At 67.4% G+C, this 23,145-nt stretch carries 22 protein-coding genes; 14 read left to right on the top strand and 8 right to left on the bottom strand.

Annotation, left to right across the window (positions count from 1 at the left end):
- Positions 1–18: 18 nt before the first annotated feature.
- Positions 19–561 (bottom strand): WhiB family transcriptional regulator, encoded by a 543-nt coding sequence (locus C9424_RS06205; RefSeq protein ID WP_091250744.1) that lies wholly within the window; start codon positions 559–561, stop codon positions 19–21.
- A gap of 360 nt (positions 562–921) precedes the next feature.
- Here C9424_RS06205 and C9424_RS06200 point away from each other — a divergent pair, with 360 nt between their 5' ends.
- Positions 922–1,626 carry a TIGR03089 family protein gene (locus C9424_RS06200; protein WP_116766022.1) on the top strand — a complete coding sequence of 235 codons (705 nt, stop codon included), beginning with the start codon at positions 922–924 and terminating at the stop codon, positions 1,624–1,626.
- Between the two features lie 62 nt (positions 1,627–1,688).
- Here the strand turns inward: C9424_RS06200 and C9424_RS06195 are convergent, their stop codons facing one another.
- Entirely contained in the window at positions 1,689–2,276 is a 588-nt protein-coding gene (locus C9424_RS06195; RefSeq protein WP_237563320.1) for a GtrA family protein, read from the bottom strand.
- 289 nt (positions 2,277–2,565) lie between these two features.
- Between C9424_RS06195 and C9424_RS06190 the strand changes: the two genes are divergently transcribed.
- The 5 genes from C9424_RS06190 (at position 2,566) to C9424_RS06170 (ending at position 8,386) form a co-directional block, all read left to right on the top strand.
- Positions 2,566–3,714 carry a 5-(carboxyamino)imidazole ribonucleotide synthase gene (locus C9424_RS06190; protein ID WP_237563329.1) on the top strand — a complete coding sequence of 383 codons (1,149 nt, stop codon included), beginning with the start codon at positions 2,566–2,568 and terminating at the stop codon, positions 3,712–3,714.
- Positions 3,711–4,322 carry a 5-(carboxyamino)imidazole ribonucleotide mutase gene (purE, locus tag C9424_RS06185; protein ID WP_116766019.1) on the top strand — a complete coding sequence of 204 codons (612 nt, stop codon included), beginning with the start codon at positions 3,711–3,713 and terminating at the stop codon, positions 4,320–4,322. The genes C9424_RS06190 and purE overlap by 4 nt, the downstream gene beginning before the upstream one ends.
- A gap of 10 nt (positions 4,323–4,332) precedes the next feature.
- On the top strand, positions 4,333–6,000 hold the full coding sequence (locus C9424_RS06180) for an LCP family protein (RefSeq protein WP_116766018.1): 1,668 nt from the start codon (positions 4,333–4,335) through the stop codon (positions 5,998–6,000).
- Between the two features lie 120 nt (positions 6,001–6,120).
- On the top strand, positions 6,121–7,410 hold the full coding sequence (gene manA, locus C9424_RS06175) for a mannose-6-phosphate isomerase, class I (RefSeq protein ID WP_116766017.1): 1,290 nt from the start codon (positions 6,121–6,123) through the stop codon (positions 7,408–7,410).
- 4 nt (positions 7,411–7,414) lie between these two features.
- On the top strand, positions 7,415–8,386 hold the full coding sequence (locus C9424_RS06170; protein WP_116766016.1) for a lipid II:glycine glycyltransferase FemX: 972 nt from the start codon (positions 7,415–7,417) through the stop codon (positions 8,384–8,386).
- Positions 8,387–8,448: 62 nt separating this feature from the next.
- On the opposite strand, the gene galE is transcribed toward C9424_RS06170, so the two are convergent.
- Both galE and glpX read right to left on the bottom strand, forming a co-directional pair.
- Positions 8,449–9,423 (bottom strand): UDP-glucose 4-epimerase GalE, encoded by a 975-nt coding sequence (gene galE, locus C9424_RS06165; protein ID WP_116766015.1) that lies wholly within the window; start codon positions 9,421–9,423, stop codon positions 8,449–8,451.
- A 219-nt stretch (positions 9,424–9,642) separates the two neighbouring features.
- Entirely contained in the window at positions 9,643–10,665 is a 1,023-nt protein-coding gene (glpX, locus tag C9424_RS06160; RefSeq protein ID WP_175460428.1) for a class II fructose-bisphosphatase, read from the bottom strand.
- A gap of 194 nt (positions 10,666–10,859) precedes the next feature.
- On the opposite strand from glpX, the gene C9424_RS06155 reads away from it, so the two are divergent.
- From C9424_RS06155 to C9424_RS06135, 5 genes are all read left to right on the top strand, one after another.
- Positions 10,860–11,594, top strand: coding sequence for a DUF4245 domain-containing protein (locus tag C9424_RS06155; protein WP_116766122.1), 735 nt, complete (start codon positions 10,860–10,862; stop codon positions 11,592–11,594).
- A gap of 9 nt (positions 11,595–11,603) precedes the next feature.
- Positions 11,604–12,218, top strand: coding sequence for a carbonic anhydrase (locus C9424_RS06150; RefSeq protein ID WP_116766014.1), 615 nt, complete (start codon positions 11,604–11,606; stop codon positions 12,216–12,218).
- Positions 12,219–12,300: 82 nt separating this feature from the next.
- A complete protein-coding gene (locus C9424_RS06145; RefSeq protein ID WP_116766013.1) occupies positions 12,301–13,737 on the top strand; it encodes a class II fumarate hydratase in 1,437 nt (478 codons plus the stop codon).
- A gap of 144 nt (positions 13,738–13,881) precedes the next feature.
- Positions 13,882–14,658: a TetR/AcrR family transcriptional regulator gene (locus tag C9424_RS06140; RefSeq protein ID WP_237563319.1), complete on the top strand. Its 777-nt coding sequence runs from the start codon at positions 13,882–13,884 to the stop codon at positions 14,656–14,658.
- Positions 14,655–16,298, top strand: coding sequence for an MDR family MFS transporter (locus C9424_RS06135; RefSeq protein ID WP_116766012.1), 1,644 nt, complete (start codon positions 14,655–14,657; stop codon positions 16,296–16,298). The genes C9424_RS06140 and C9424_RS06135 overlap by 4 nt, the downstream gene beginning before the upstream one ends.
- A gap of 129 nt (positions 16,299–16,427) precedes the next feature.
- Here C9424_RS06135 and C9424_RS06130 read toward each other — a convergent pair whose 3' ends face one another.
- Both C9424_RS06130 and C9424_RS06125 read right to left on the bottom strand, forming a co-directional pair.
- Entirely contained in the window at positions 16,428–16,898 is a 471-nt protein-coding gene (locus tag C9424_RS06130; RefSeq protein WP_116766011.1) for an NUDIX hydrolase, read from the bottom strand.
- Between the two features lie 9 nt (positions 16,899–16,907).
- Positions 16,908–17,465 carry a prepilin peptidase gene (locus C9424_RS06125; protein WP_116766010.1) on the bottom strand — a complete coding sequence of 186 codons (558 nt, stop codon included), beginning with the start codon at positions 17,463–17,465 and terminating at the stop codon, positions 16,908–16,910.
- Positions 17,466–17,523: 58 nt separating this feature from the next.
- Between C9424_RS06125 and C9424_RS06120 the strand changes: the two genes are divergently transcribed.
- Both C9424_RS06120 and C9424_RS06115 read left to right on the top strand, forming a co-directional pair.
- On the top strand, positions 17,524–18,348 hold the full coding sequence (locus tag C9424_RS06120; RefSeq protein ID WP_116766009.1) for a hypothetical protein: 825 nt from the start codon (positions 17,524–17,526) through the stop codon (positions 18,346–18,348).
- Positions 18,349–18,407: 59 nt separating this feature from the next.
- A complete protein-coding gene (locus C9424_RS06115) occupies positions 18,408–19,058 on the top strand; it encodes a GNAT family N-acetyltransferase (RefSeq protein WP_116766008.1) in 651 nt (216 codons plus the stop codon).
- 361 nt (positions 19,059–19,419) lie between these two features.
- On the opposite strand, the gene C9424_RS06110 is transcribed toward C9424_RS06115, so the two are convergent.
- On the bottom strand, positions 19,420–20,859 hold the full coding sequence (locus tag C9424_RS06110; protein ID WP_116766007.1) for a PhoH family protein: 1,440 nt from the start codon (positions 20,857–20,859) through the stop codon (positions 19,420–19,422).
- 233 nt (positions 20,860–21,092) lie between these two features.
- A complete protein-coding gene (locus C9424_RS06105; RefSeq protein WP_091250991.1) occupies positions 21,093–21,854 on the bottom strand; it encodes an isoprenyl transferase in 762 nt (253 codons plus the stop codon).
- 155 nt (positions 21,855–22,009) lie between these two features.
- On the opposite strand from C9424_RS06105, the gene trhA reads away from it, so the two are divergent.
- The gene (trhA, locus tag C9424_RS06100) at positions 22,010–22,726 is read left to right on the top strand and encodes a PAQR family membrane homeostasis protein TrhA (RefSeq protein WP_202615793.1); all 717 of its coding nucleotides are present in this window, start codon (positions 22,010–22,012) and stop codon (positions 22,724–22,726) included.
- Positions 22,727–23,145: the final 419 nt, after the last annotated feature.

Raw genomic sequence — 23,145 nt, 5'->3', positions numbered from 1 at the left:
CTCGTACTTCTTGAAGAATTAGACTGCTCGCTTCCTAAGCCGGCGCCGCTCGCGCTCGGAGAGGCCTCCCCAGATCCCGAAGCGCTCGTCGTTGGACAAGGCGTATTCGAGGCACTGGGAACGCACGTTGCAGGCGCCGCAGACTTTCTTGGCGTCGCGGGTGGAGCCGCCCTTTTCCGGGAAGAAGGCTTCGGGATCTGTCTGGGCACACAGGGCGTCGGTCTGCCAGCCGAGCTCGCCCTCATCGTCGAAGTCCTGCCGGGACGGCAGCCCGATCCAGACCGGCTGCGCGATGGTGCCGGCGCCGGGCGAATGGAGCTCCATGGGCGGGTCGAGGGGATCGTGGTCCTGGTCCGGGCCGGCAAGGAGTTCATCGTGCGCTGCGAGGAAGGCGGTCGCCGCGTCCTGCAGGGAATCTTTGGTGTGTTCGTTGTAGCGGTCAGCTGCGTCCGGATCAGCCGGATCTACATACCAGTCACTCGGCACACCTCGTGAACGGTATTTCGCCGTGGCCTGGCCGGCAACTACGGCATCTTCATGGATACGCTCTGCTAGCCCCATGGCGTCCCCCTCCTGATTTGCAGCCACTGCAAGACCCCCTTGGACACTCGGTTGAGTGCCGGTTTATGCGCAGTGGCTATAGATAACTAATTACACGTGTGTAAGTATCCGGGAGTCAAGCCACGGCGGAGATAATAATCAACTTGAGACACAAAAGGGAGGCACGCCACGCCCGGTATTTTTCCCGCCCCGCCCGCAGAAACCCGCGGAATAGTCAGGGTACTGAGCACTTTTGGGGGTATTCCTTGAATTTTCGGGAAATTTTCCGTGCCGCAGCCCGAGGGGTAGCCGGCGGCAGGATCCCGGGCATGACGGACATCACACCGCGGGCGGCCGGAGGGGCCGTGGCAAGATGAAGGCATGAGCATTCCGGCAATCGAACTGATGACAGCGTTGCGGTCCGGCCAGTCCACGGCGCCCCGGCTGACCTGGTACGGCCCCGATTCCGAGCGGGTGGAACTGTCCGGCCGCGTGCTGGACAACTGGGTGGCGAAGACGTCCAACCTGTTGCAGGACGAACTCGATGCCGAACCCGGCATGCGGCTGCGGCTGGACCTGCCCGCCCACTGGAAGTCCATGATCCTGGCCCTGGCGGCCTGGCAGCTCGGCATGGAGGTGGTCTTCGACGACGCGGAGGCGGAGTTGCTGGCCACTGCGGATCCCGGCCCCGGCGCCGCGGCAGGCGGGTTCGACGCCGTCCTCGCGGTGTCGCTGCCGGCACTGGCGATGCGGTGGCCGGGCGAGCTGCCCACCGGCGTCCTCGACTACGCCGCCGAGGTCCGCTCCCACGGAGACTTCTTTATGCCCCACATTGACCCGGAAGCCCAACGCCCCGCGGTCCGCACCGCGGACGGGACAACCCACGCACACGGGGCGCTCCTGGACGATTTCGCTGCCGAGCACGAGGCCGGCCTGCGGCTGCTCGTTCCGGCCGAGGACGGCCTCGAGATGGCCCTTGCGCAGTCGCTGGGGAGCTGGAAGGCTGACGGCTCCGTGGTCCTGGTGCACCCCGACGTCGAGGTGACCGGCAAACTGCGTTCCGCCGAGCGCATCAGCGGAATCTGAGCGCGCCTCAGCGGAAAGTAGGCGCCAGGCGGCCTGCCTGGCCTAGGCATCAGGCCGGCGCGTCAGGCCGCCGGGCCGGGCAGCTCGGGATCTTTGACGGCCTCTTTTACGGCTGTCCTGGAAACACTGGCTCCGGGCTCCAGGCCATGCTGCATGTGCGGATGCCGCTCAATGATCTCGTGGTCGTGCGAAAACTCCGGCTCTTCGTCGAGTTCCTGGTTGAACACGAGGAAGCGGTACGCGAAGAACCGGACCACGGTCGCGACCAGAATGCCGACGACGCCGGCCAGGAACAACATGTTCTTGTCGGTAATACCCATGCCGTACTTCGCGAGCGCCGTCAGGCCGGTGGAGATGCCGATGCCGATCCCGTTAATGATGATGAACATCACGAATTCACGCAGCACGTTGGCCTGCCGGCGGTGCCGGAAGGTCCAAAATCGGTTGGCAACCCAGGAAAAGACCGTCGCGACGCTGGCACCGAAGAAACGGGCCTTGGCTTCGCTGTCGGTCATGGGACCGTGCATCAGGTAATACGTCAGTCCGTTGTCGATGACGAACGCGATGCCGCCGACGGCGCCGAACTTGGCCACTTCGCGCCAGAACAGCGAGGCCAGTCCGCGCATGCGCTCTGTAAGTGTAGTAATCATGACCCTCCATGGCCTTTTGGAACTGTCGGCCTTTGGGCCAAACGCCCATTTTAGCGCCGTTTCCCGGGAGACCGCCCTCGCGGACCGTCGCGACGGCGGCCTGCGCACCCGACGCCGGACTGAGTCCCGGCGGGCCCCGAAGCATCGAATCGGCGCTGCTCCCGCACTCTTCCGGGGCTCTTCCCAGGCTTCCGGTGGCCAAAAGCCGGGTTCCCGCGAGGTTTTCGGTAGGCTGGGACTTGTGACTTTTCCTGTAATCGGTGTTGTTGGCGGCGGCCAGCTTGCCCGCATGATGGCCCCTGCCGCCACCGCCCTGGGCTTCGAGCTCCGTGTTCTCGCCGAAGGCGAGGACGTCTCTGCCGTCTCTGCCGTGGCCAACGCCCCGGTCGGTGACTACAAGGACCTCGACCACCTGCTCGAGTTCTCCCGCGGCCTGGATGTGCTGACCTTCGACCACGAACACGTCCCCACGGCCCATCTGCGGTCCCTGATCGCGGCCGGAGTCAACGTCCATCCCGGTCCGGATGCCCTGGTCAATGCCCAGGACAAGCTGGTGATGCGGGCCGCGATCGACCGGCTGGAACTGCCCAACCCCCGGTGGGCCGCCGTCGCCAATGTCGCGGACCTCGTCGCCTTCGGTGAGGAGACCGGCTGGCCGGTGGTGTTGAAAATGCCCCGCGGCGGTTATGACGGCAAGGGCGTGCGGATCGTGTCGTCGGCCGAGGACGCGGGCGGCTCCGCCGACTGGTTCGAGGCCATGTCTCCACTGCTGGCCGAGGCCAAGGTGGAATTCAGCCGCGAGCTCTCGGCCATGGTCGCCAGGACCCCGGACGGTGAATCACGCGCGTGGCCGGTGGTGCACACCATCCAGGTGGACGGGGTGTGCGATGAAGTGATTGCCCCCGCCTTGGATATTTCCCTCGATGTGGCCGCGGCCGCCGAGAACGCCGCCATCCGGATCGCCAACGAACTCGGCGTGACAGGTGTCATGGCTGTCGAGCTCTTCGAGACGCCGGGCGTGGGTGCGGGCTTCCTGATCAACGAGCTCGCCATGCGCCCGCACAACACCGGACACTGGACCCAGGACGGCTCGGTGACGAGCCAGTTCGAGCAGCACCTGCGGGCCATCCTGAACCTGCCGCTGGGTGCGACGGACCTGCTGGGGCCCGTCGTCGTCATGAAGAACTTCCTCGGCGGGGCCAACCAGGACCTCTTTTCGGCCTACCCGGCGGCCCTCGCGAGCGAACCGGCCGCGAAGGTGCACTGCTACGGCAAGGCCGTCCGGCCCGGGCGGAAGATCGGCCACGTCAACCTTGTCGGGACCTCCGCCGCCGACGTCGACTCCGTGCGGCAGCGGGCCACCACCGTGGCCGACATCATCCGGAACGGCCGGGCCCACGCCGGCACAAGCGCGCCAACCCCCGAGGAGACCGCATGAGCACCGCACCCGATAACGCAGCAGCCCCACTCGCAGGCGCCGGTTCGGTCACCCCGATCGTGGGCCTCGTCATGGGCTCGGACTCGGACTGGCCGGTGATGGAAGCCGCCGCGGAAGCCCTGTCGGAGTTCGGGATCCCGTTCGAGGCCGACGTCGTCTCCGCGCACCGGATGCCCACGGAGATGATCCGCTACGGCCAGAGTGCCCACGAGCGCGGCCTTCGCCTCATCATCGCCGGTGCGGGCGGTGCGGCGCACCTGCCCGGCATGCTCGCCTCGGTCACGCCGTTGCCTGTGATCGGCGTCCCCGTGCCTTTGAAGACGCTCGACGGCATGGATTCGCTGCTGTCCATCGTGCAGATGCCCGCCGGCGTCCCGGTCGCCACCGTTTCGATCGGCGGGGCGCGCAACGCCGGCCTCCTGGCCGTGCGGATGCTGGCCTCGGGCACGGACGAGCTCGCGCTCCAGCTGCGGGCTGACCTTATCGACTTCGCCCAGGAGCTCAACGACGTCGCCACCCGGAAGGGCGCGAGCCTGCGGGAGAAGGTCAGCGAAGTGTTCGCCGAAGGAAACGTCGCCCCGCGTAGCAGCCAAAAAGGCAGCCATTAGGGATCTCCACATGAGCAACGGCTACGCCCCCGCGCGCGGCACCGAGAGCCCCGGGCAGCCCCGGCAGGCACCGAGCGACCCGGTCCGGAATCCTTCCGGCGCCCCGGCCCCGGTGCTGACCAAGCGGGCGTTCGTGCTGATCATCATGACGCTGCTGGTTCCCGGCAGCGCCCAGATCGTCGCGGGCAACCGCCGGCTGGGACGGGCCGCGCTGCGCGTGACCGTGACGCTGTGGGCACTGGCCCTGCTTGCCGTGCTGCTCTTGTTCGTCTCCCGATCCACGCTGATCAACATCCTCACCGGCCCGGTCCCCTCGCTTCTGCTGGTGCTCGGCCTGGCGTTGCTGGCCCTCGGCTGGGCCGCCCTGTTCCTGAACACTTTGCGGCTGATCCGGCCCGGCCTGCTCACCCCCCGGATCCGCCCCGCGGTGGTGCTGACGCTCGTGCTGGCCATGATCCTCAGCAGCGGTTCCCTGGGATACGCGGCCTATCTGCTCAACGTCAGCCGGGACGCCATCGGCAGTATCTTCTCCGGCTCCGGCCCCACCCTGGAGCCCTCCGACGGCCGGTACAACTTCCTCATGATGGGCGGCGATGCCGGGGCGGACCGCACGGGCCGCAGGCCGGACAGCCTCTCGGTCATCAGCGTCGACGCCAAGACCGGCGGCACGGCGATCATCTCCGTTCCCCGCAACCTCCAGAACGCCCAGTTCAGCGCGGAATCCCCCATGCGCAAGGTGTACCCGGACGGGTACAACTGCGGCGACGAATGCCTGATCAACGCGATCAACACCGAGGTCACCAACGAACACCAGGACCTCTATCCCGGAGTGGCGGACCCCGGGGCACAGGCAACGCTGGAGGCGGTCTCCGGCACGCTCGGCATCAAGGTCCAGGCCTACGTGCTGGTGGACATGGACGGCTTTTCCAAACTCATCGACGCCATGGGCGGCATCCGGATCAAGGCCGGCGGCTGGGTCCCCATCAGCGGCCCCGTGGTGGATGAGGCCAACGGCATCCATGGCATGCCGGACGGCTGGATTCCGGCCGGCGACCAGACGCTGGACGGCTTCCACGCGCTCTGGTACGGCCGGTCCCGGGAGTTCGTGGACGACTACGCCCGCATCCAGCGCCAGCAGTGCGTGCAGCAGGCGATGCTCAAACAGCTCGACCCGGCAACCCTGCTGACCAAGTTCGAGGACATCGCCAAGGCCGGCACCAAAGTGGTCGAATCGAACATCTCCTCCGGCCAGCTCGGCAGCTTCGTGGACCTGGCCATGAAGGCCAAGGGCCAGAACGTCAGCCGCCTGACTATCGGTCCGCCCGACTTCGACGCGGCGTTCTCAACGACCCCGGACTTCGACGTCATCCACGCGCGGGTCGCCAAACTGCTCGCCGGGACGTCGGCCGGAGCCGCGGATGGCAGCGCCGCGAAGCACGGGACGGCCGCCGGGCCGCCCTCCGCCGCAGCAGCGCCCGCCGGAGCAGCACCGGCCGCACCAGCGCCCGCCGGAGCAGCGCCGGCCGCCCAGCCCTCGCCGTCGGATTTCACCCCGGTCACCACGACCCCGGACGGCCAGCCGATCACCGAAGAGATGCTCAACCAGTTCAAGCGCAACGGCGACGAACAGTCCATCCGCGACCTCGTCGCCACCAACGGCCAGTGCACGCCGCTCTAGGGCCCGGCCGCACGGCGGCTCATGCCGGCTGCCCGCGACTGCTGCCCGCGCCGGAGGCGAGCAGATCAGAGCGACCAGATCAGAGTGACAACCCTTCATTGACCAGATAGGTTCCAGGCCATGTACGAACTTGAGAACGTCCTCCGGCCCTACGCCTGGGGCTCCCCGACTGCCATCGCCGACCTCCTGGGCCGGCCAGCCTCCGGCGGTCCCGAAGCGGAGCTCTGGATCGGCGCCCACCCGGACTCCCCGTCCGTCGCCCTGACGCCGGCGCCCGGCGGTGAGGGCCGGCATGCCCCCGCATCGCGCGACGGCGGACGGCTGGCGCTGGACGCGCTGATCGCCGAGGATCCCGAACACTGCCTGGGCAGCGGGAGCGTGGCCGCGTTCGGCCCGCGCCTGCCCTTCCTGCTCAAAGTTCTCGCGGCCGCGACGCCGTTGTCCCTGCAGGTTCACCCCACGCTCGAACAGGCGCGGGAAGGCTTCGCCCGGGAAGAGGCCGCCGGCGTCGACCATGCCGCCGCGGAGCGCAATTACAAGGACGACAACCACAAGCCGGAGATGATCTTCGCGCTCACGCCGTTCGAGGCGCTCTGCGGATTCCGGCCTGCGGCTCAATCGCGGGCCGTATACGTGCACCTGGCGGCCTGCTTTGAGCTGGCGGGGCTGGAACTGCCGCCGTTGATCCCGCAACTGCTCGAGGACCTGGCGCAGCCGGACGAGCCGACGGCCCTCAGGTCCGCCTTCGAACGGCTGATCGCCGGCGGCGAGGACGTCTCCGACACGACGGCCAGGATTGCCGCCGTCCTGACCTCCGGCGCTCCGATGGCGGAGCACGAGGCCGGGCTGTCTACCGTGCTCACGCTGAACGGCCAGTACCCGGGCGACCCGGGGGTCCTGATTTCGCTGCTGCTGAACCGGATCTCGCTGGCGCCGGGCGAGGCCGTCTACTTGCCGGCCGGAAACGTCCACGCCTACCTCCACGGCCTCGGGATCGAGGTCATGGCGTCCTCGGACAACGTGCTCCGCGGCGGGCTCACGCCGAAGTTCATCGATGTGCCGGAACTGCTCAAGACGGTCGCGTTCGAGGCAGTCGCCGTGCCCATGCTCTCCGCCGAGACCACCATGCTGGGCCAGGAACTCTTCCGGCCGCCGTTCCGGGAATTCCAGCTCCAGCGGATTGAACTGGCGCCGGGTGCGGAGCCCGTGCCGCTGGCGCAGTCCGGTGCCGCCGTCATCATCGTCACAGCCGGCTCCGTCCGGCTCGACTCCCCGAAGGGCGAGCTCCGGCTGGACCGCGGCGGCAGCGCCTTCCTGGCCGCCGCCGAGGCCCCGGTCAACGTCCACGCCGTCTCCGGGGCCACCGGCACCGCCCTCGCATTTGCCGTCACCACCGGATTGGAAGCCTGACACCATGGACTATTTCCTGCAGAGCCCGCAGTGGGCGGAGTTCCAGCGTGCGCTGGGACGCACGGTCCACGAACAGTCCGGACCCGGGTGGCGCTTCCTCGCCGTCGAGGAATCCAACCCGGCCGGGAAGCTGCTGTACTCCCCCTACGGTCCGGTCGCCGAATCGCTGGCGGCGTTCGACGCCGCGCTGGCGGCCCTGACGGACCTCGCCCGGAGCAGCGGGGCAGTGTTTGTCCGGGTCGAGCCGGTCACCGCGGGGTTTGAGGCCGCCGAGGCCGACGCTGTCCTCCGCAGCCGCGGCCTGCAGCCGGCTCCGGTCAACCAGCAACCGGAGCTGAGCTGGATTGTGGACCTCGACCGGGACTTCAAGGACGTCCTGGCGGACATGAAGCCGGTGAACCGCAACCTGTTCCGCAACATCCACAAAAAGGGCGTGACCTTCCGCTCCAGCCAGGACCCGGCGGAAATCTCCGTCCTCCTGGAGTTCCTGCACATGACGGCAGCCCGGAACGGCTTCAAGCCGCAAAGCGACGAGTACCTGGGCCAGGTGGCCCGCTCACTGATGCCGGCCGGCGCCGCGACGCTGTTCATCGCCGAGCTCGACGGCCACCCCATCGCCGCCGCCCTGGCCTACGATTCGGCCGACACCCGGACCTACGCCCATGCGGCCCTTGATGACACGCACCGCAAGCTCAGCGCGGGTATTCCCCTGCTGGTCACCCTGATCGCGGACGCCCAGGCAAAGGGCCTGAAACACGTGGACCTCTGGGGCGTGGCACCCGCGGACCAGCCCGACCACAAGTGGGCCGGGTTCACGGCGTTCAAGAAATCGTTCGGCGGCCGCGAGATCGCCTATCCGGGAACGTGGGACCTGCCGGTCCGGAAGGTCCGCTACGGCAGCTACCAGCTGGCCCGCAAGGGTGCCCAGCTCGCGAAGAAGCTGCGCGCCCGGTCCCGCGCCCTCACGAACAGTTAGCCGGCAGCAGCCGACGGCGGGAGAATGCACCGCCCCCTAGTTGGCGCCGCCGGCCGGCGTCGTCAGCCGGCAGCCGTGATCGCGTGCCGCTGGGCGTCATAGGCGCTGGCCACCATCTGTTCCACGGAGTGCCGCATCTTCCAGTTCAGATCGCGGGCGGCCAGCGTGCCGTCGGCCACGATCCTGTCCGGATCCCCCGCCCGGCGCGGGCCGATCTCCGGTTCGAAATCGATTCCCGTGACCTTGGCCATCGCCGTCATGATCTGGCGCACGGAAAGCCCGTCCCCCGATCCAAGGTTGTAGACGCGCTCCAGCGGCGTCCCGGCGGCGAGGGCCTGGGCGGCCGCCACATGCGAGGTCGCCAGATCGGCCACGTGCACGTAGTCGCGCACACAGGTGCCGTCCGGGGTGTTGTAGTCGATGCCGTTGATGCGCGGCGTCTTGCCCGCCGTGAGCGCCCGCAGCACGATCGGGAAGAGGTTGTGGGGGCTTGTGTCGTAGAGCTCGGGCGCCCCTGAGCCGACCACGTTGAAGTACCGCAGCGAGGTGTGCTTCAGGTCCCGGGCCCGGCCCTGGTCCCGGATGAGCCATTCGCCGATGAGTTTGCTCTCGCCGTAGGGGGATTCCGGGTTGGTGGGGGTGGCCTCGGTGACGATGTCGCCGGTGGGCGTGCCGTACGTGGCTGCGGAAGAGGAGAAGACCAGTTTGTCGACCCCGGTGAGCTCCATGGCCTTGAGCAGCTGGGCGGTGCCCGTGACGTTTTGTTCGTAGGTCAGCAGCGGCTCCTGGACGGACACCCCGGCGTACTTGAACCCGGCCAGGTGGATCACGCCGGTCACCGCGTGGTTCCGCAGGGTGTGGGCCACGAGGTCGGCGTCGAGGATGCTGCCGTGGACGAACGGCACATCGGCCGGAACGAACTCACGGTGCCCGCTGGAGAGGGAGTCAATCACCACCGGCTGGATCCGGGCGCCGCGCAAAGCGGAAACCACATGAGAACCGATATATCCTGCACCGCCAGTTACGAGCCACGTCATGGCTCCACCCTACCGAATCCGCCGGCGCTGCCACCGCCCTGCGGTAATTGACACTGCGGCAATTGACACGGCGGTCATGGAGACGGCGGTCATGGACCCCGCGGTAACAGCAACCCCGGCACCAGACGCTGGGGGCCGAATACGACGAATCCCGGGGCGCGGATGCGGCCCCGGGATTCGTCGTCAATGCTGGTGCAGCGCAGTGCGGCTGCGCAGGTGCTAGCTCTTGCGGGCGTAGCCTTCCCACTTGCTGGCCTGGTGCTCGCCGTCCACGAAGCGGATGGTGCCGGACTTGGAGCGCATCACGATGGACTGCGTGAGGACCTTGTCCTTGGAGTAGCGGACGCCCTTGAGGAGGTCGCCGTCGGTGATACCGGTGGCCGCGAAGTAGCAGTTGTCGCTGGAGACGAGGTCGTTGGTGGACAGCACGCGCTCGAGGTCGTGGCCGGCGTCGATCGCCTTCTGCTTCTCGTCGTCGCTCGTGGGCCACAGCCGGCCCTGGATGACGCCGCCGAGGGACTTGATGGCGCAGGCTGCGACGATGCCTTCCGGGGTGCCGCCGATGCCCATGAGGGCGTCGACGCCGGTGCCGGCACGTGCCGCGGCGATGGCGCCCGCGACGTCGCCGTCCATGATGAACTTCGTGCGGGCGCCGGCTTCGCGGATTTCCTCCACGAGGGGGCGGTGCCGGTCGCGGTCCAGGATCATGACGTTGAGCTGGTTGACCTTGACGCCCTTGGCCTTGGCGATGAGGTGCAGGTTCTGCTTGACCGGCAGGCGCAGGTCAACCATGTCGGCTGCTTCGGGACCCGTGACGAGCTTTTCCATGTAGAACACGGCGGAGGGATCGAACATGGACCCGCGTTCGGCCACGGCGAGCACGGCCAGGGCGTTGTTGATGCCGAGCGCGGTCAGGCGGGTGCCGTCGATGGGGTCGACGGCGACGTCACACTCGGGGCCGGTGCCGTCACCGACGTGTTCCCCGTTGAAGAGCATCGGGGCTTCGTCCTTCTCGCCTTCGCCAATGACCACAACGCCGTTGAAGTGGACCGTCTGAAGGAAGGAGCGCATGGCGTCGACGGCGGCGCCGTCGGCCTTGTTCTTGTCGCCGAAGCCCACCCAGTGACCGCCGGCGATGGCCGCGGCCTCGGTGACGCGGACAAGTTCCAGTGCGAGGTTGCGGTCAGGCTCGTCGATCCCGACGGCGAGCGAGGGGGAAAGCGTGGAGTACTTCTGGGACATAGGCGCTGGTGTCACGTGAACCTCTTCTTCGAGTGGCGGTCGTTGAACCCGTACGGCCAGGATCGATCCGTCGCGGTGATTCGTCTGCTACTGATCATAGTCGCGGCAACCTAGCCAGGTCATGGGATGACCGGTGCGTGACGCACTTCACCCTCAGGCGGCCGCCGGGGCGCGAATGTGAGATCGGCCCGGACATGGGCGACTATAGAGGGGTGAGTGAATTGCAGGACACCTCCCCCGCAGCCCCCGGTTCTCCGGCTGGCGGCGCCCCCACGGCCGGCCCGGACGCTTCCGGACAGCCACCGGTCCGGCCCGTCATCGCCGCCGCGGCAGCCAAACGCGCCAACGCCTCCGTGATGGGCATGATCATCGCCCTGGTAGTGAGCATCGCAGCGTTCCTGCCGATCGTCCTCATGAATCCCTCGCCCAAGACCGACGGGTACCACCCGAACATCAACGTCAGCGCCGTCGCACAGAACGCCGCCGATGTGGCGGGATTCACACCCGTGGCAGCCGATACCGGCGACACATTTCATCCCAACTACGCCCGCTGGGAGTCCGGCGCGGGCAGCGGCGTCCCGGCCTGGGAAGTCGGCTACCTGACGCCCAAGGAGTCCTTCATCGGTCTGGTGCAGACCCGGCAGGCCAACCCCACCTGGCTCCTGCAGCAGACCAAGAACGCGCCGGTGACCGGCACCCGGAACGCGGGCGGCCGGGACTGGGAGCTGCGCGACACCGGCACGGGCGAGAAATCCATGGTGCTGGCCGAACGCGGCACCACCGTCATCCTGTCCGGATCCGCGACCCTGGAGGAGTTCTCCACCCTGGCCGCGGCCGTGGTGAAGTCGCTCGAGAGCAACCCGCCTGCCGGGGCTCCGGCCAGCACCCCGGGCGCAACAGTTTCCCCCTCGGCCAGCCCTTCACCGTAAAGTAGCCCCGTGGCTACTTACCTGACTCCCGAGCTCGCATGGCAACGTCTCCGTGAAGGCAACAAGCGTTTTGTCGCCGGCACGTCCTCGCACCCCAACCAGGATGCGTCACGACGCTCGTCGCTGGTCGAAAATCAGAATCCCTTCGCGGTAATTTTCGGCTGCGCCGACTCGAGGCTCGCCGCCGAAATCATCTTCGATCTGGGCCTCGGTGACGCCTTTGTTGTCCGCACCGCCGGCCAGGTGATTGACGACGCCGTGCTCGGCTCGCTCGAATACAGCGTCAGCGAGCTGGACGTTCCGCTGATCGTTGTCTTGGGACACGACAGCTGCGGCGCCGTCACCGCCACCAAGGCCGCCGTCGAAACCGGCCAGATGCCGGCCGGTTTCATCCGCAGCTTGGTGGAGCGGATCACGCCGGCCGTGCTGACGTCCCTGCGTAACAATCAGACCGAGGTCAACGACATGGTGGTCGAGAACGTCAAGCAGACCTCGCAGCGGCTGGTGGACAGTTCCCGGGTGATTTCCAGCGCAGTCGACAGCGGCCGCACCGCCGTGATCGGGCTGGCGTACAGCCTTGCTGACGGCCGGGCCGACCTCGTCTCCAGCATCGGCCGGCTCTAGCTGCGATGACCCCGCCGCGGCAGCCGCGGCGGGGTCCGTTCACGGTTTTCGGTGGGGCCCCAACTCCCAATAAGCTAGCCCCATGACTTCCACAGATGAGTTGAACACCGAAGAGTTCCGCATTGAACACGACACGATGGGCGAAGTCCGCGTTCCCGTGAACGCCCTGTACCGCGCACAGACGCAGCGGGCAGTGGAGAACTTCCCGATCTCCGGCAAGACGCTGGAGCGCGCCCACATCGAAGCCCTGGCCCGGGTGAAGAAGGCCGCCGCCCAGGCGAACGCCGAACTGGGGGTGCTCGACGGCGAGCTCGCCCAGGCGATCGCCGACGCCGCCGACCTCGTTGCAGCCGGCAAGTACGACGGCGACTTCCCGATTGACGTCTTCCAGACGGGATCGGGCACGTCCTCGAACATGAACACCAACGAGGTCATCGCCGAGCTCGCCTCGCGTGCCCTCAAGTCCGCCGGAAGCGACAAAGTTGTCCACCCGAACGACCACGTCAACGCCTCACAGTCCTCCAACGACGTCTTCCCGACGTCGGTGCACGTGGCCGCCACGTCCGCGCTGATCAATGACCTGATCCCGGCCCTCGGCTACCTGGCAGAGTCGCTGGAGCGCAAGGCCGTGGAGTTCAAGGACGTCGTGAAGTCCGGCCGCACGCACCTCATGGACGCCACCCCGGTCACCCTGGGCCAGGAATTCGGCGGCTACGCCGCCCAGGTCCGCTACGGCATCGAGCGCATCAACGCCTCCCTCCCCCGCGTCGCCGAGGTCCCGCTCGGCGGCACCGCCGTGGGCACCGGCATCAACACCCCCGCCGGATTCCCGGAGCGCGTGATCGAACTCCTGGCAGCCGACACCGGCCTGCCCCTGACCGAGGCCCGCGACCACTTCGAAGCCCAGGCCAACCGTGACGGCCTCATCGAGGCGTCGAGCCAGCTGCGCAACATCGCGATCTCCTTCATGAAGATCAACAACGACCTCCGCTGGATGGGTTCCGGCCCCAACACCGGCCTCGGCGAAATCGCCATCCCGGACCTGCAGCCGGGCTCCTCGATCATGCCGGGCAAGGTCAACCCCGTCATCTGCGAAGCGTCCATCATGGTCTGCGCCCAGGTGATCGGCAACGACACCGCCATCGCCTGGTCCGGCACCAACGGCGCCTTCGAACTGAACGTCGGCATCCCGGTCATGGCCGCCAACCTCCTCGAATCCGTGCGGCTGCTGGCCAACACCAGCCGCGTCATGGCCGACAAGATGATTGACGGCATCACGGCCAACGTCGAGCGCGCCCGCTTCCTCGCCGAGGCCTCACCGTCGATTGTCACCCCGCTGAACAAGTTCATCGGCTACGAGAACGCCGCCAAGATCGCCAAGAAGGCCGTGGCCGAAGGCCTGACCATCCGCGAGACGGTCGTCTCCATGGGCTTCCTGGAGCGCGGCGAACTGACCGAAGAGCAGCTGGACACCGCACTGGACGTCATGTCCATGACGCGCCCGCCGCACAAAGCCTAAACAACACCCGGTGCGCCGCACCGGTCACCACGGCAACCAACTCCGGCGGCCGGCGCCTTTCCTGCGAAAGGCGCCGGCCGCCGTTGTGTCCCGGCACCACGCCACCTTTTGCACTAATTGTAATTAAGTGCAAAAATACACTCTATGGGCAACAGTGCAATTAATGAGGGCGGCCTCCGCGAGCGCAAGCGGGCCGCCACACGGGCGGCAATCACCGCCGTCGCGCGTTCCCTGACCGCCGAACGGGGCCTCAACGGCTACACCGTGGAGGAAGTCTGCGAGCAGGCGGGCATTTCCCGCCGGACGTTCTTCAACTATTTCCCTGCCAAGGAAGATGCAATCCTCGGCCACGTCGACGACGACTTTCCCGAAGAGGTGGTCGAACGCTTCATGGCAGGCGGCGCCGGCTCGCCCGCCGGCGAAATATCGGACTCGCTCCTGGCCGACCTCGTGCGGCTGTCCCTCGACCTCGCCGAGCGGATGAGCGGCTCCGAGGAAGAAACCCGCCAGCTGATCGGCGTGATCAAGAAGGAGCCCCAGCTGATGCTCCGGATCATCGGCGCCTCCGAGGAACGCGAGGCCGAGTTCGCCCGGCTTCTCGCGGCCCGGGAAGGCGTCCCGACGGACCACCCCGTAGTGCGCATGGCCGTAGTTCTCCTGGGCAACATCGCCAGGAAGACCAGCGCCGGCTATTTCTCCGAAGGCAACACGCGCACCTACGAGGACATGCTGCTGGAAAACATTGCGGCGGCCCGGACGCTCTTTGCGTTGCCGTTCGACCCCTCCCGGGCCGGCCCGACCCCCTTGAACATGTCCCGGCCCGACATCCAGCAGTCCAGCACCTCTCAATCGAGTTCTTCGCTGCCCAGTTCTTCGCAGACGAATTCTTCCCAGTCCACCCCTTCCGAAGGAGCGCAATGAGCGCCGTCAGCACCAAGCCAGCAGCCGAGCCGCTGCTGCTGACCCAGAAACGCATCTGGATCATCTTCTCCGCCCTCATCGCGGGCATGCTGCTCTCCAGCCTCGACCAGACCATCGTTTCCACCGCCATGCCGACGATCGTCGGCAAGCTCGGCGGGGTGGAGCACCAGGCCTGGATCACTACGGCTTACCTGCTGGCCACCACCATCGTCATGCCGATCTACGGGAAGTTCGGCGACATCCTGGGGCGGCGGAACCTGTTCCTCGTGGCGATCGGACTCTTCACGCTCGCTTCCGTGGGCTGCGCCTTTGCCACCGATTTCTGGGGCTTCGTGGTGTTCCGCGCCATCCAGGGCCTGGGCGGCGGCGGCCTCATGATCCTGTCCCAGGCAATCATCGCCGACATCGTTCCGGCCAAGGAACGCGGCAAGTACATGGGCCCGCTGGGCGCCATCTTCGGCCTCTCCGCCGTCGCCGGCCCCCTGCTGGGCGGCTTCTTCGTGGACCACCTGACCTGGGAGTGGGCCTTCTACATCAACATCCCGATCGGCATCGCTGCGTTCACGATTGCCTGGTTCACCCTCACACTGCCAAACAAGAAGGCCGAGAAGAAGATCGACATCCTGGGCGTGCTGCTGCTCTCCGCCGCCACCACGTGCCTGATCTTCTTCACCGACTTCGGCGGCAAGAAGGATGAAGGCTGGGATTCGCCGCTGACGTGGGCCTTCGGCGCCGGACTCGTGCTCGCCGCCACCGCCTTCGTCATGGTGGAGCGCCGGGCCGAGGACCCCATCATTCCGCTGAGCCTGTTCAAGAACCGCATCTTCGTGAACTCGACGGCCATTGGCTTCACCCTCGGGCTGGGCATGTTCGCGGCCATCGCCTTCGTTCCCACGTTCCTGCAGATGTCCTCCGGGACCTCCGCCGCGGAATCCGGCCTGCTGATGCTGCCCATGATGGTGGGCCTCATGGGCATGGCCATCTTCTCCGGCATCCGGATCTCCAAGACCGGCAAGTACAATATGTTCCCGATCCTCGGGGCGGCCCTGACCATCGCCGCAATGCTGTGGCTGACCACGCTCACGGCCGCCACCCCCATCTGGGTCATCTGTGTGCAGCTGTTTATCTTCGGCGCCGGCTTGGGCTCGATCATGCAGGTGATTGTCCTGGTGGTGCAGAACTCCGTGCCGGCGGACCAGATCGGCACCGCGACCAGCACCAACAACTACTTCCGCGAGGTCGGCGCATCCCTGGGCGTCGCCGTGTTCGGTTCCATCTTCACCACCCGGCTCGCCGAATCCCTGACCAATGCCTTCACCGGCGCCGGGGCGTCCGCCGAGCAGGCGTCGCAGTCCACCCGGACGATGGACCCGCAGACCCTTAGCCAGCTCCCGGCGCAGCTCAAGGACGCGATCGTCAACGCCTACGCGGATTCGCTCGCGCCCGTCTTCTGGTACCTGCTTCCGTTCCTGGGCATCGCCCTGATCCTGGCTATTACCCTCAAGCAGATTCCGCTCTCGGACACCGCCGGAATGGTGGCCCGCGGAGAGGCCGTCGGCGGCGAGGAAGCCGAGCGGCTCGAGGCGGAACGAGCCGCGGCTGCCAGGAACGACGACGAGCTCACCCGCCAGCGCGGCTGATCTTCCGGACTCCGTTCCCGAACCCGGCCGCATCCGCTGGCCGGCGCCAGCCAGGGGCGCCGCAATCTTTGGGGGTTGCGGCGCCCCTGCTGCATGCCATGCGAGTCAGTACCGTAAGCCTGGCCCGGGTCAGCGCCGGTAGTGGACGTCGGCGGCGGGGTCACTGGCCCGGCGGATCGTTTCCAGGTGTCCGGCCATGAGGTCCGGGAAGTCCTTCGGCAGGAACCAGCCGACGTCGAGGGATTCGTCGTCGTTGACCCGGGCCTCGCCCGAGACAAAGCGGCACCGGAACACGAGGGTCAGGAAATGGCACACGTCGCCGTTGGGATACCGGGTCGGGCCCACGGCATCAACAGAAACCAGCCGCTCCACAACCGCAACCACACCGGTCTCCTCCAGGATCTCCCGCAGCAGGCCCGGCGCAGGTTCCTCGCCCGGTTCCAGGATCCCGCTGATCAGTCCCCACTGTCCGTTGTCGGCCCTCCGGCCGAGCAGGACCCTGCCGTCGTCGTCGAACACCACTCCCCTGACTCCGGGCAGCCAGAGGGGCTCATGCCCGATCTTCTCGCGCAGTCTCATGATGAACTCCGGGGTCGCCATGCCGGCCGCCTAAGTGGCGGGGATCAGCAGCATGGCTGCCGCTGTTCCGGCGAGCATGAACGGCCCGAAGGGAATGGCCGATTGCAGCGTCCCGCGGCGTGCGACGAGCAATCCGAGGCTCCACAGGCCGCCGAGGATGAACGCGGCAAAGGTCCCCGCAAAGACGTGCCCCCAGCCAAGGAATCCCAGGTACATTCCCAGGACGCCTGCAAGCTTCACGTCACCGAATCCCATGCCCGGCGGATACACCGCGTGCAGGACGAAATAAAACAGCCACAGGGATGCCCCGCCGGCGAGGACACGCAGCCCCGGCACGCCGAACAGCCCGGCATCCGGTGTGCCGGCAGCATCTTGCCCGGCGGGAAGAAGCTGGCTGGCGGCCGCGCCCAGCAGGAGAAGTCCGGCGATGGCATAGGAGGGAAAAACGATGCGGTCCGGCAGCAGGTGGTGCCGGACATCGATCACGGTGAGCCGGACGGCCATCACGAAAAAGTAGGCGCACGCGGCCAGGGCCAGCCAGAAGGCCAGCGGGTTGGCGGCGGCCAGGTTGCCGAGTCGTTCGATCACTCTCGGATGCTACTGGATATTCGTCCGGCCCGCCGGTCCCCGCGCGTAAACTGTGGATATGGCCGCATGGGACAGCAGGAACGGGCGCGGGCCGCTCGCGCCCCGGGGCCCGGCGGACCAGGCTGCGGCCTTCCGGCACCTGTGCCGGTCCTCGCCGTGGAAGTGGCAGTCGCTGAGGTTCGAGTACGTGGACCGGCCTGTGAAGGCTGCCGCAGGCTCCGCGCCAGCCGCCGTCCCCGACGACCTCGTCCGGGCGTGGCTGCGCAGGCCCGGCGCCCTGCGGCTGGAAACCGTCGACGGACTGGTGATCGCCAGCACCACCGGCATCAATGATTCACGCGGCGGCTTCTACGTCAGTTCGACGCGGAAGACCTGGCTCCTGCCACCGCATCTGGTCACCCCGGTGTACGACGACGACGGGCTGGTGCGCCGCCGCCCGGAGGCAGCCTACGGCGAACCGTCCTTCGGGAACGGCCGCTTCGCCGCCGTCCTGGACCCGGTGGAGCTCGCGGGGAATTCCCCCGTCCCGCTGGAGTTCCCGAACCTCAACGCTGTGGCGCTTGGTCCCATCGCGGAGGTCGACCACGAGGGCCGGCTCGCCCTCGAAACCACGGTCAGTCCGAACCCCTCGTACCGTCCGGCCGACCCTGCAACCCCGATCTGCCGTCCGGGACGCACGCTATTACGGGTCGACGCCGGCACCGGCGTCTGCGTTGCAAGCCGCTGGCTGGACGCACCGGAAACCGGCGCGGAGCCGGCCTACGGGCACTGGCTCAGGATCCTGGGCGTGGACGAATACATGCTCGACGACCTGTTCCTCGCCGAATCCATGAACCTCACGGACGTCCGCCGCCACATCAGCTGGGACGTTCCGGCAGAGTAGCAGTGCCAGCGCCGCGGCGTGACTGGCATCCCCGGCCCGGTACCGTTAGGCTTCCTGCGATGACTTCGCCCGCCGACTACTGGCCCCCGTTCGGACTGAACCTGACCACGCCGCGCCTGACGCTGCGCCCTGTCCGGGACGAGGACATTCCGGCCGCTATCGGGGCCGCCCTCAGCGGCGTGCACGAGCCGGGCCGGAGCCCCTTCAGCACCCCGTGGACCGACGCCCCGCCCCACGAGCTCGGGACCAACATGGCGCAGTGGTACTGGCGGTGCCGCAGCAGCATGACGCCCGGGGACTGGACCATCCTGCTCGGCATCTGGCACGACGGCGACTTCGTCGGCTGCCAGGACGTCGCGGCCAAGGCCTTCAGCACCCTGAAGACCGTCAGCACGGGATCCTGGCTCCGCCAAAGCGCCCAGGGCCGCGGCCTCGGCACGGAAATGCGTGCCGCCGTCGCGCTCTACGCCTTCGACTACCTCGGCGCCGAACTCGCAGAATCCGAAGCCGCCGTCTGGAACCAGCAGTCCCTCGGCGTCTCCCGCTCCCTCGGCTACGAACCCAACGGAGTCACCCGCGCCGTCTGGGGCGGCCAGCCCCAGGAAGTCCAAAAGGTCCGCCTGACCCCGGCCACCTTCAAGCGCCCCGACTGGACCCTGCAGGTAAACGGCCACGAAGCAACAGCAAAGTACCTGGGTATTCAGAAATAACCCGTCTCCCGGGTCGTGGCTACGGCGCCCCGCCGTCGCTTAGACACCTCCCGTCGCTGCGCTGCGGTCGCTGGGCGACCTTCGCTTCGCTTTGGTCGGCGATGCGCTCCTTAGCGGGACACCGCAGCCCCGAAGGTGAGACGCCCACCAGCCGGGACGCGGTCTTTCGTAAAGGAGCGCATCGCGACGCATCGGACCGCGGAGGTCGCCCAGCGACCGCAGGTGGTCCCCATGCGCCGTAAGCAGCGTCCCGAGGGCCCCGAGGCGAGCTTGCGAGCCTTGGGAAGGGACCTCTGCGCTAAGCGACGGCGAAAGGCCGTGGTCCGGCGAACCGGACCACGGCCCCAAACCAGGGGCGAGCCTAGATCTCCGCCCCCTCGAGCAGATCCGTCACCAGGGCAGCGATCGGCGAGCGCTCGGAGCGGGTGAGGGTGACGTGGCCGAACAGCGGGTGGCCCTTCAGCGTCTCGACCACCGCGGCCACGCCGTCGTGCCGTCCGACCCGCAGGTTGTCGCGCTGGGCGACGTCGTGGGTCAGGACGATCTTCGAGTTCTGGCCGATCCGGCTCATGACCGTCAGAAGCACATTCTTCTCCAGGGACTGCGCCTCGTCGACGATCACGAACGCGTCATGCAGCGAGCGGCCGCGGATGTGGGTCAGCGGCATGACCTCGAGCATGCCCCGGTCCATCACTTCCTCGACGACTTCCTGGCTGACCAGCGCGCCCAGCGTGTCAAAGACGGCCTGCGCCCACGGGTTCATCTTTTCCGCCTCGGATCCGGGCAGGTAGCCCAGTTCCTGGCCGCCCACGGCGTACAGGGGCCGGAAGACGATCACCTTGCGGTGTTCCCGGCGCTCCAGGACGGCTTCGAGACCGGCGCACAGGGCCAGCGCGGACTTGCCGGTGCCGGCGCGGCCGCCGAGGGAGACGATCCCGACGGACGGGTCCATGAGGAGATCGATCGCGAGCCGCTGCTCCGCCGAGCGGCCGTGGAGGCCGAAGACGTCGCGGTCACCCTTGACGAGCCGGACCTGCTTGTCCGCCCCGACCCGGCCGAGGGCCGAGCCGCGGCTGGAGAGCAGGACAAGCCCCGTGTTGGTCGGCATTTCGGCCGCGGCCGGGATGAAGACCGGCTCGTGCCCGTAGAGGGTGGCGACCTCGTCTTCGCCCGCGTCGATCTCGGCGACGCCGGTCCAGCCGGAGTCCTTGACGAGTTCATTGCGGTATTCGTCGGCCATCAGCCCCATGGCCGAGGCTTTGACGCGCATCGGCAGGTCCTTGGACACCACCGTCACGTCGCGGCCCTCGTTGGCCAGGTTTTTCGCCACCGCGAGGATGCGGCTGTCATTGTCCGCCCCGCGGAAGCCGGCCGGCAGCACCTCTGCGGAGATATGGTTCAGCTCCACCATGAGCGTGCCGCCGTCGCGGCCCAGCGGGATGGGACGGTCCAGGCCGCCGTGCTCAAGCCGCAGGTCATCCAGGAGCCGGAGCGCCTTGCGCGCGAAGTACCCCAGTTCAGGGTCGTGGCGCTTTCCTTCGAGTTCGGTGATGACGACGATCGGCAGGATGACCTCGTGCTCGGCGAAGCGCAGGAGGGCCCGCGGATCGGAGAGCAGCACGGAGGTGTCGATCACGAAACTGCGGGCCGTGCCCCGGATTCCTGTTCCTTCCCCGGAAACAGCAAGACCGGCCGCGGCGGAATCCGCTGCGCCGGTCTTTGAGGTGGCTCGCTTGGCGCGAGAGGTAGCTTTCTGTCCCTGGTCGGAAATGACATCGGGCAGTTGCTCAGAAATAGCCACATCGACTCCAGCCCCGGGGCAATGCCCGGATTTGTTATTGGTGAGGCGGCTCGGCCTGAAGGCCGCACGCGGCCTCCCATACACCCGGTGCGAACTTCCGCTCCATGTACTGGCCTCCCCGATCGGCCGGCGAATTGCCCGCCGATGGGATAAACGTACGTCTCAGGGGGTGGGTTTGTCCGCCAATTTGACGGCGATTCTTGTTGCCGGTTTGTGAACTCCGTGTGAACGGTTCAGGCGCCGAAGCGGCGCTGCCTGCCGGCGTAATCGCGCAGGGCGCGCAGGAAGTCGACCTTGCGGAACGCCGGCCACAAGGCCTCGCAGAAGTAGAACTCACTGTAGGCGCTTTGCCACATGAGGAACCCGGATAGCCGCTGCTCCCCGGAGGTGCGGATCACTAGGTCCGGATCCGGCTGGCCCCTTGTGTAGAGGAACCGCGAGATGTCATCGACGGTGAGTTCATCGGCCAGTTTTCCGATGTCCGCTCCCCGACTGACGGCGTCATGCAGCAGCTCCCGGACGGCGTCGACGATCTCCCGCCGTCCGCCATAGCCGACGGCGACATTGACGTGCAGCTTTTCGTGCGCCGGAGTGCGGGCCGTGAGATTGTTCAGCCGCTCGGCCAGGTAGTCCGGCAGCAGTTCCGGGGCGCCCATGGCGTGGACGGAGATGTCGGCGTCCTCGTCGAGCCGGTCCAGGGTGTTGGCGATGATGCCCATCAGGAGGTCCAGTTCCTCGCCGGAGCGGTTCATGTTGTCCGTGGAGAGCATGTACAAGGTGACCACTCTGACGCCGAGTTCCTGGCACCAGCCAAGGAATTCGTGGATCTTGTCCGCGCCGGCCTGGTGCCCCTGGCTCGTGGGGGCATTGAACTGGCGGGCCCAGCGCCGGTTGCCGTCCACCATGACGCCGATGTGCCGGGGGATCCGCTCCGGGTCCAGGGAGCGCTGCAGTTTGCGCTCGTAAAAGCCGTAGAGGAACCCGGGCATTTCCATCCGGAGATTCACCTGGCTTCCTTGAGATCCTTGGTTCAGTGCACATCCTAGGCTACCTGCCGGAGCGCCCGGCCGCGCGCAGGACTGCCGCCGGGTAGCCCCCGAACCATAGTTACTCGCAGGTAACTTACCAGTGCGTAGTTTATTATTGCGGCATGGAAAGCAACAGTCTGGAGCCCCGGCCGGAGCCTCCGGCAAAAAAGGGGAGCCCGGTGGACGACGCCGCGGTGAAGCTTGCCGAGCTGCTCATGATCAAGCCCAAATGGCGGGGCTGGATCCACACCGTGACCGCTCCGCTAGCGCTCGTCGCCGGGCTGGTGCTGGTGCTCCTGGCTCCGCCGGATCTGAAGGTTGCGTGCGCCGTCTACGCGGTTACCGGGGTGCTGCTTTTCGGGGTCAGCGCCGTGTACCACCGCGGGAACTGGTCACCGCGGGTCAAGATTGTCCTCAAGCGCCTGGACCACACCAACATCATGCTGGTGATCGCCGGCAGCTACACGCCGCTGGCCTGGGCCCTGCTGGAGCGGCAGAAGGCCGAACTGCTGCTGTGGGTCATCTGGTCCGGGGCCATTCTTGGTGTGCTGTTCCGCCTGCTGTGGACCCACGCCCCGCGATGGCTCTACGTGCCGATCTACATCGCCCTGGGCTGCGGCGCACTGTTCTATCTCCCGGATTTCTTCGCCGCCAATGTGGCCTCGGCCGTGCTGATCTGCGTCGGGGGCGTCCTGTACATCACCGGAGCGGTCTTCTACGCCCTGAAGAAGCCGAACTTCAGTTACGAGCACTTCGGCTTCCACGAACTGTTCCATGCCCTGACGGTGGTCGCCTTCGCCGCACACTACATTGCCATTGCGATCGCGGTCCTGGGCTGACCCCGCGGGCCGAGGCTGAGCCCGGGCCGAGTCTGGTCGGGCCGAAGCTCAGGCGGCCTTGGCGCGTCAACCAGACCATGCAGTCCGCCGCACTTCTCAGCGCCAACCGGCTCACGGAGGGTCCGGATGGCCCTCGACCACCGCTACTCCCCCGGCCCGTACCAGCTGCCCTCGTGCCCGTCAGCGCCAATTCTCCGCACCTTCGAGACAACGACGACGGGACTCACCGGCCCCTCTGCCCGACACGCCGGGCTGGGCCCCAAAGGTGGGGAAATTCCGACGTCGAGGGCCGGCGCACAACCGGGCTGCGGTTTTTCTCGGCCGTTCGCCCTGCCCAGTCTCCCCACCATTGAGACAACGACGACGGGACTCACCGGCTCCTCTGCCCGACACGCCGGGCGAGCCCCCCAAAGGTGGGG

This window comes from Arthrobacter sp. H-02-3, assembly GCF_003097355.1.
Classification (GTDB): Bacteria; Actinomycetota; Actinomycetes; order Actinomycetales; family Micrococcaceae; genus Arthrobacter; species Arthrobacter humicola.
The sequence above is the reverse complement of the archived record's forward strand: the minus strand, read 5'-3'. Positions and strand labels throughout refer to the sequence as shown.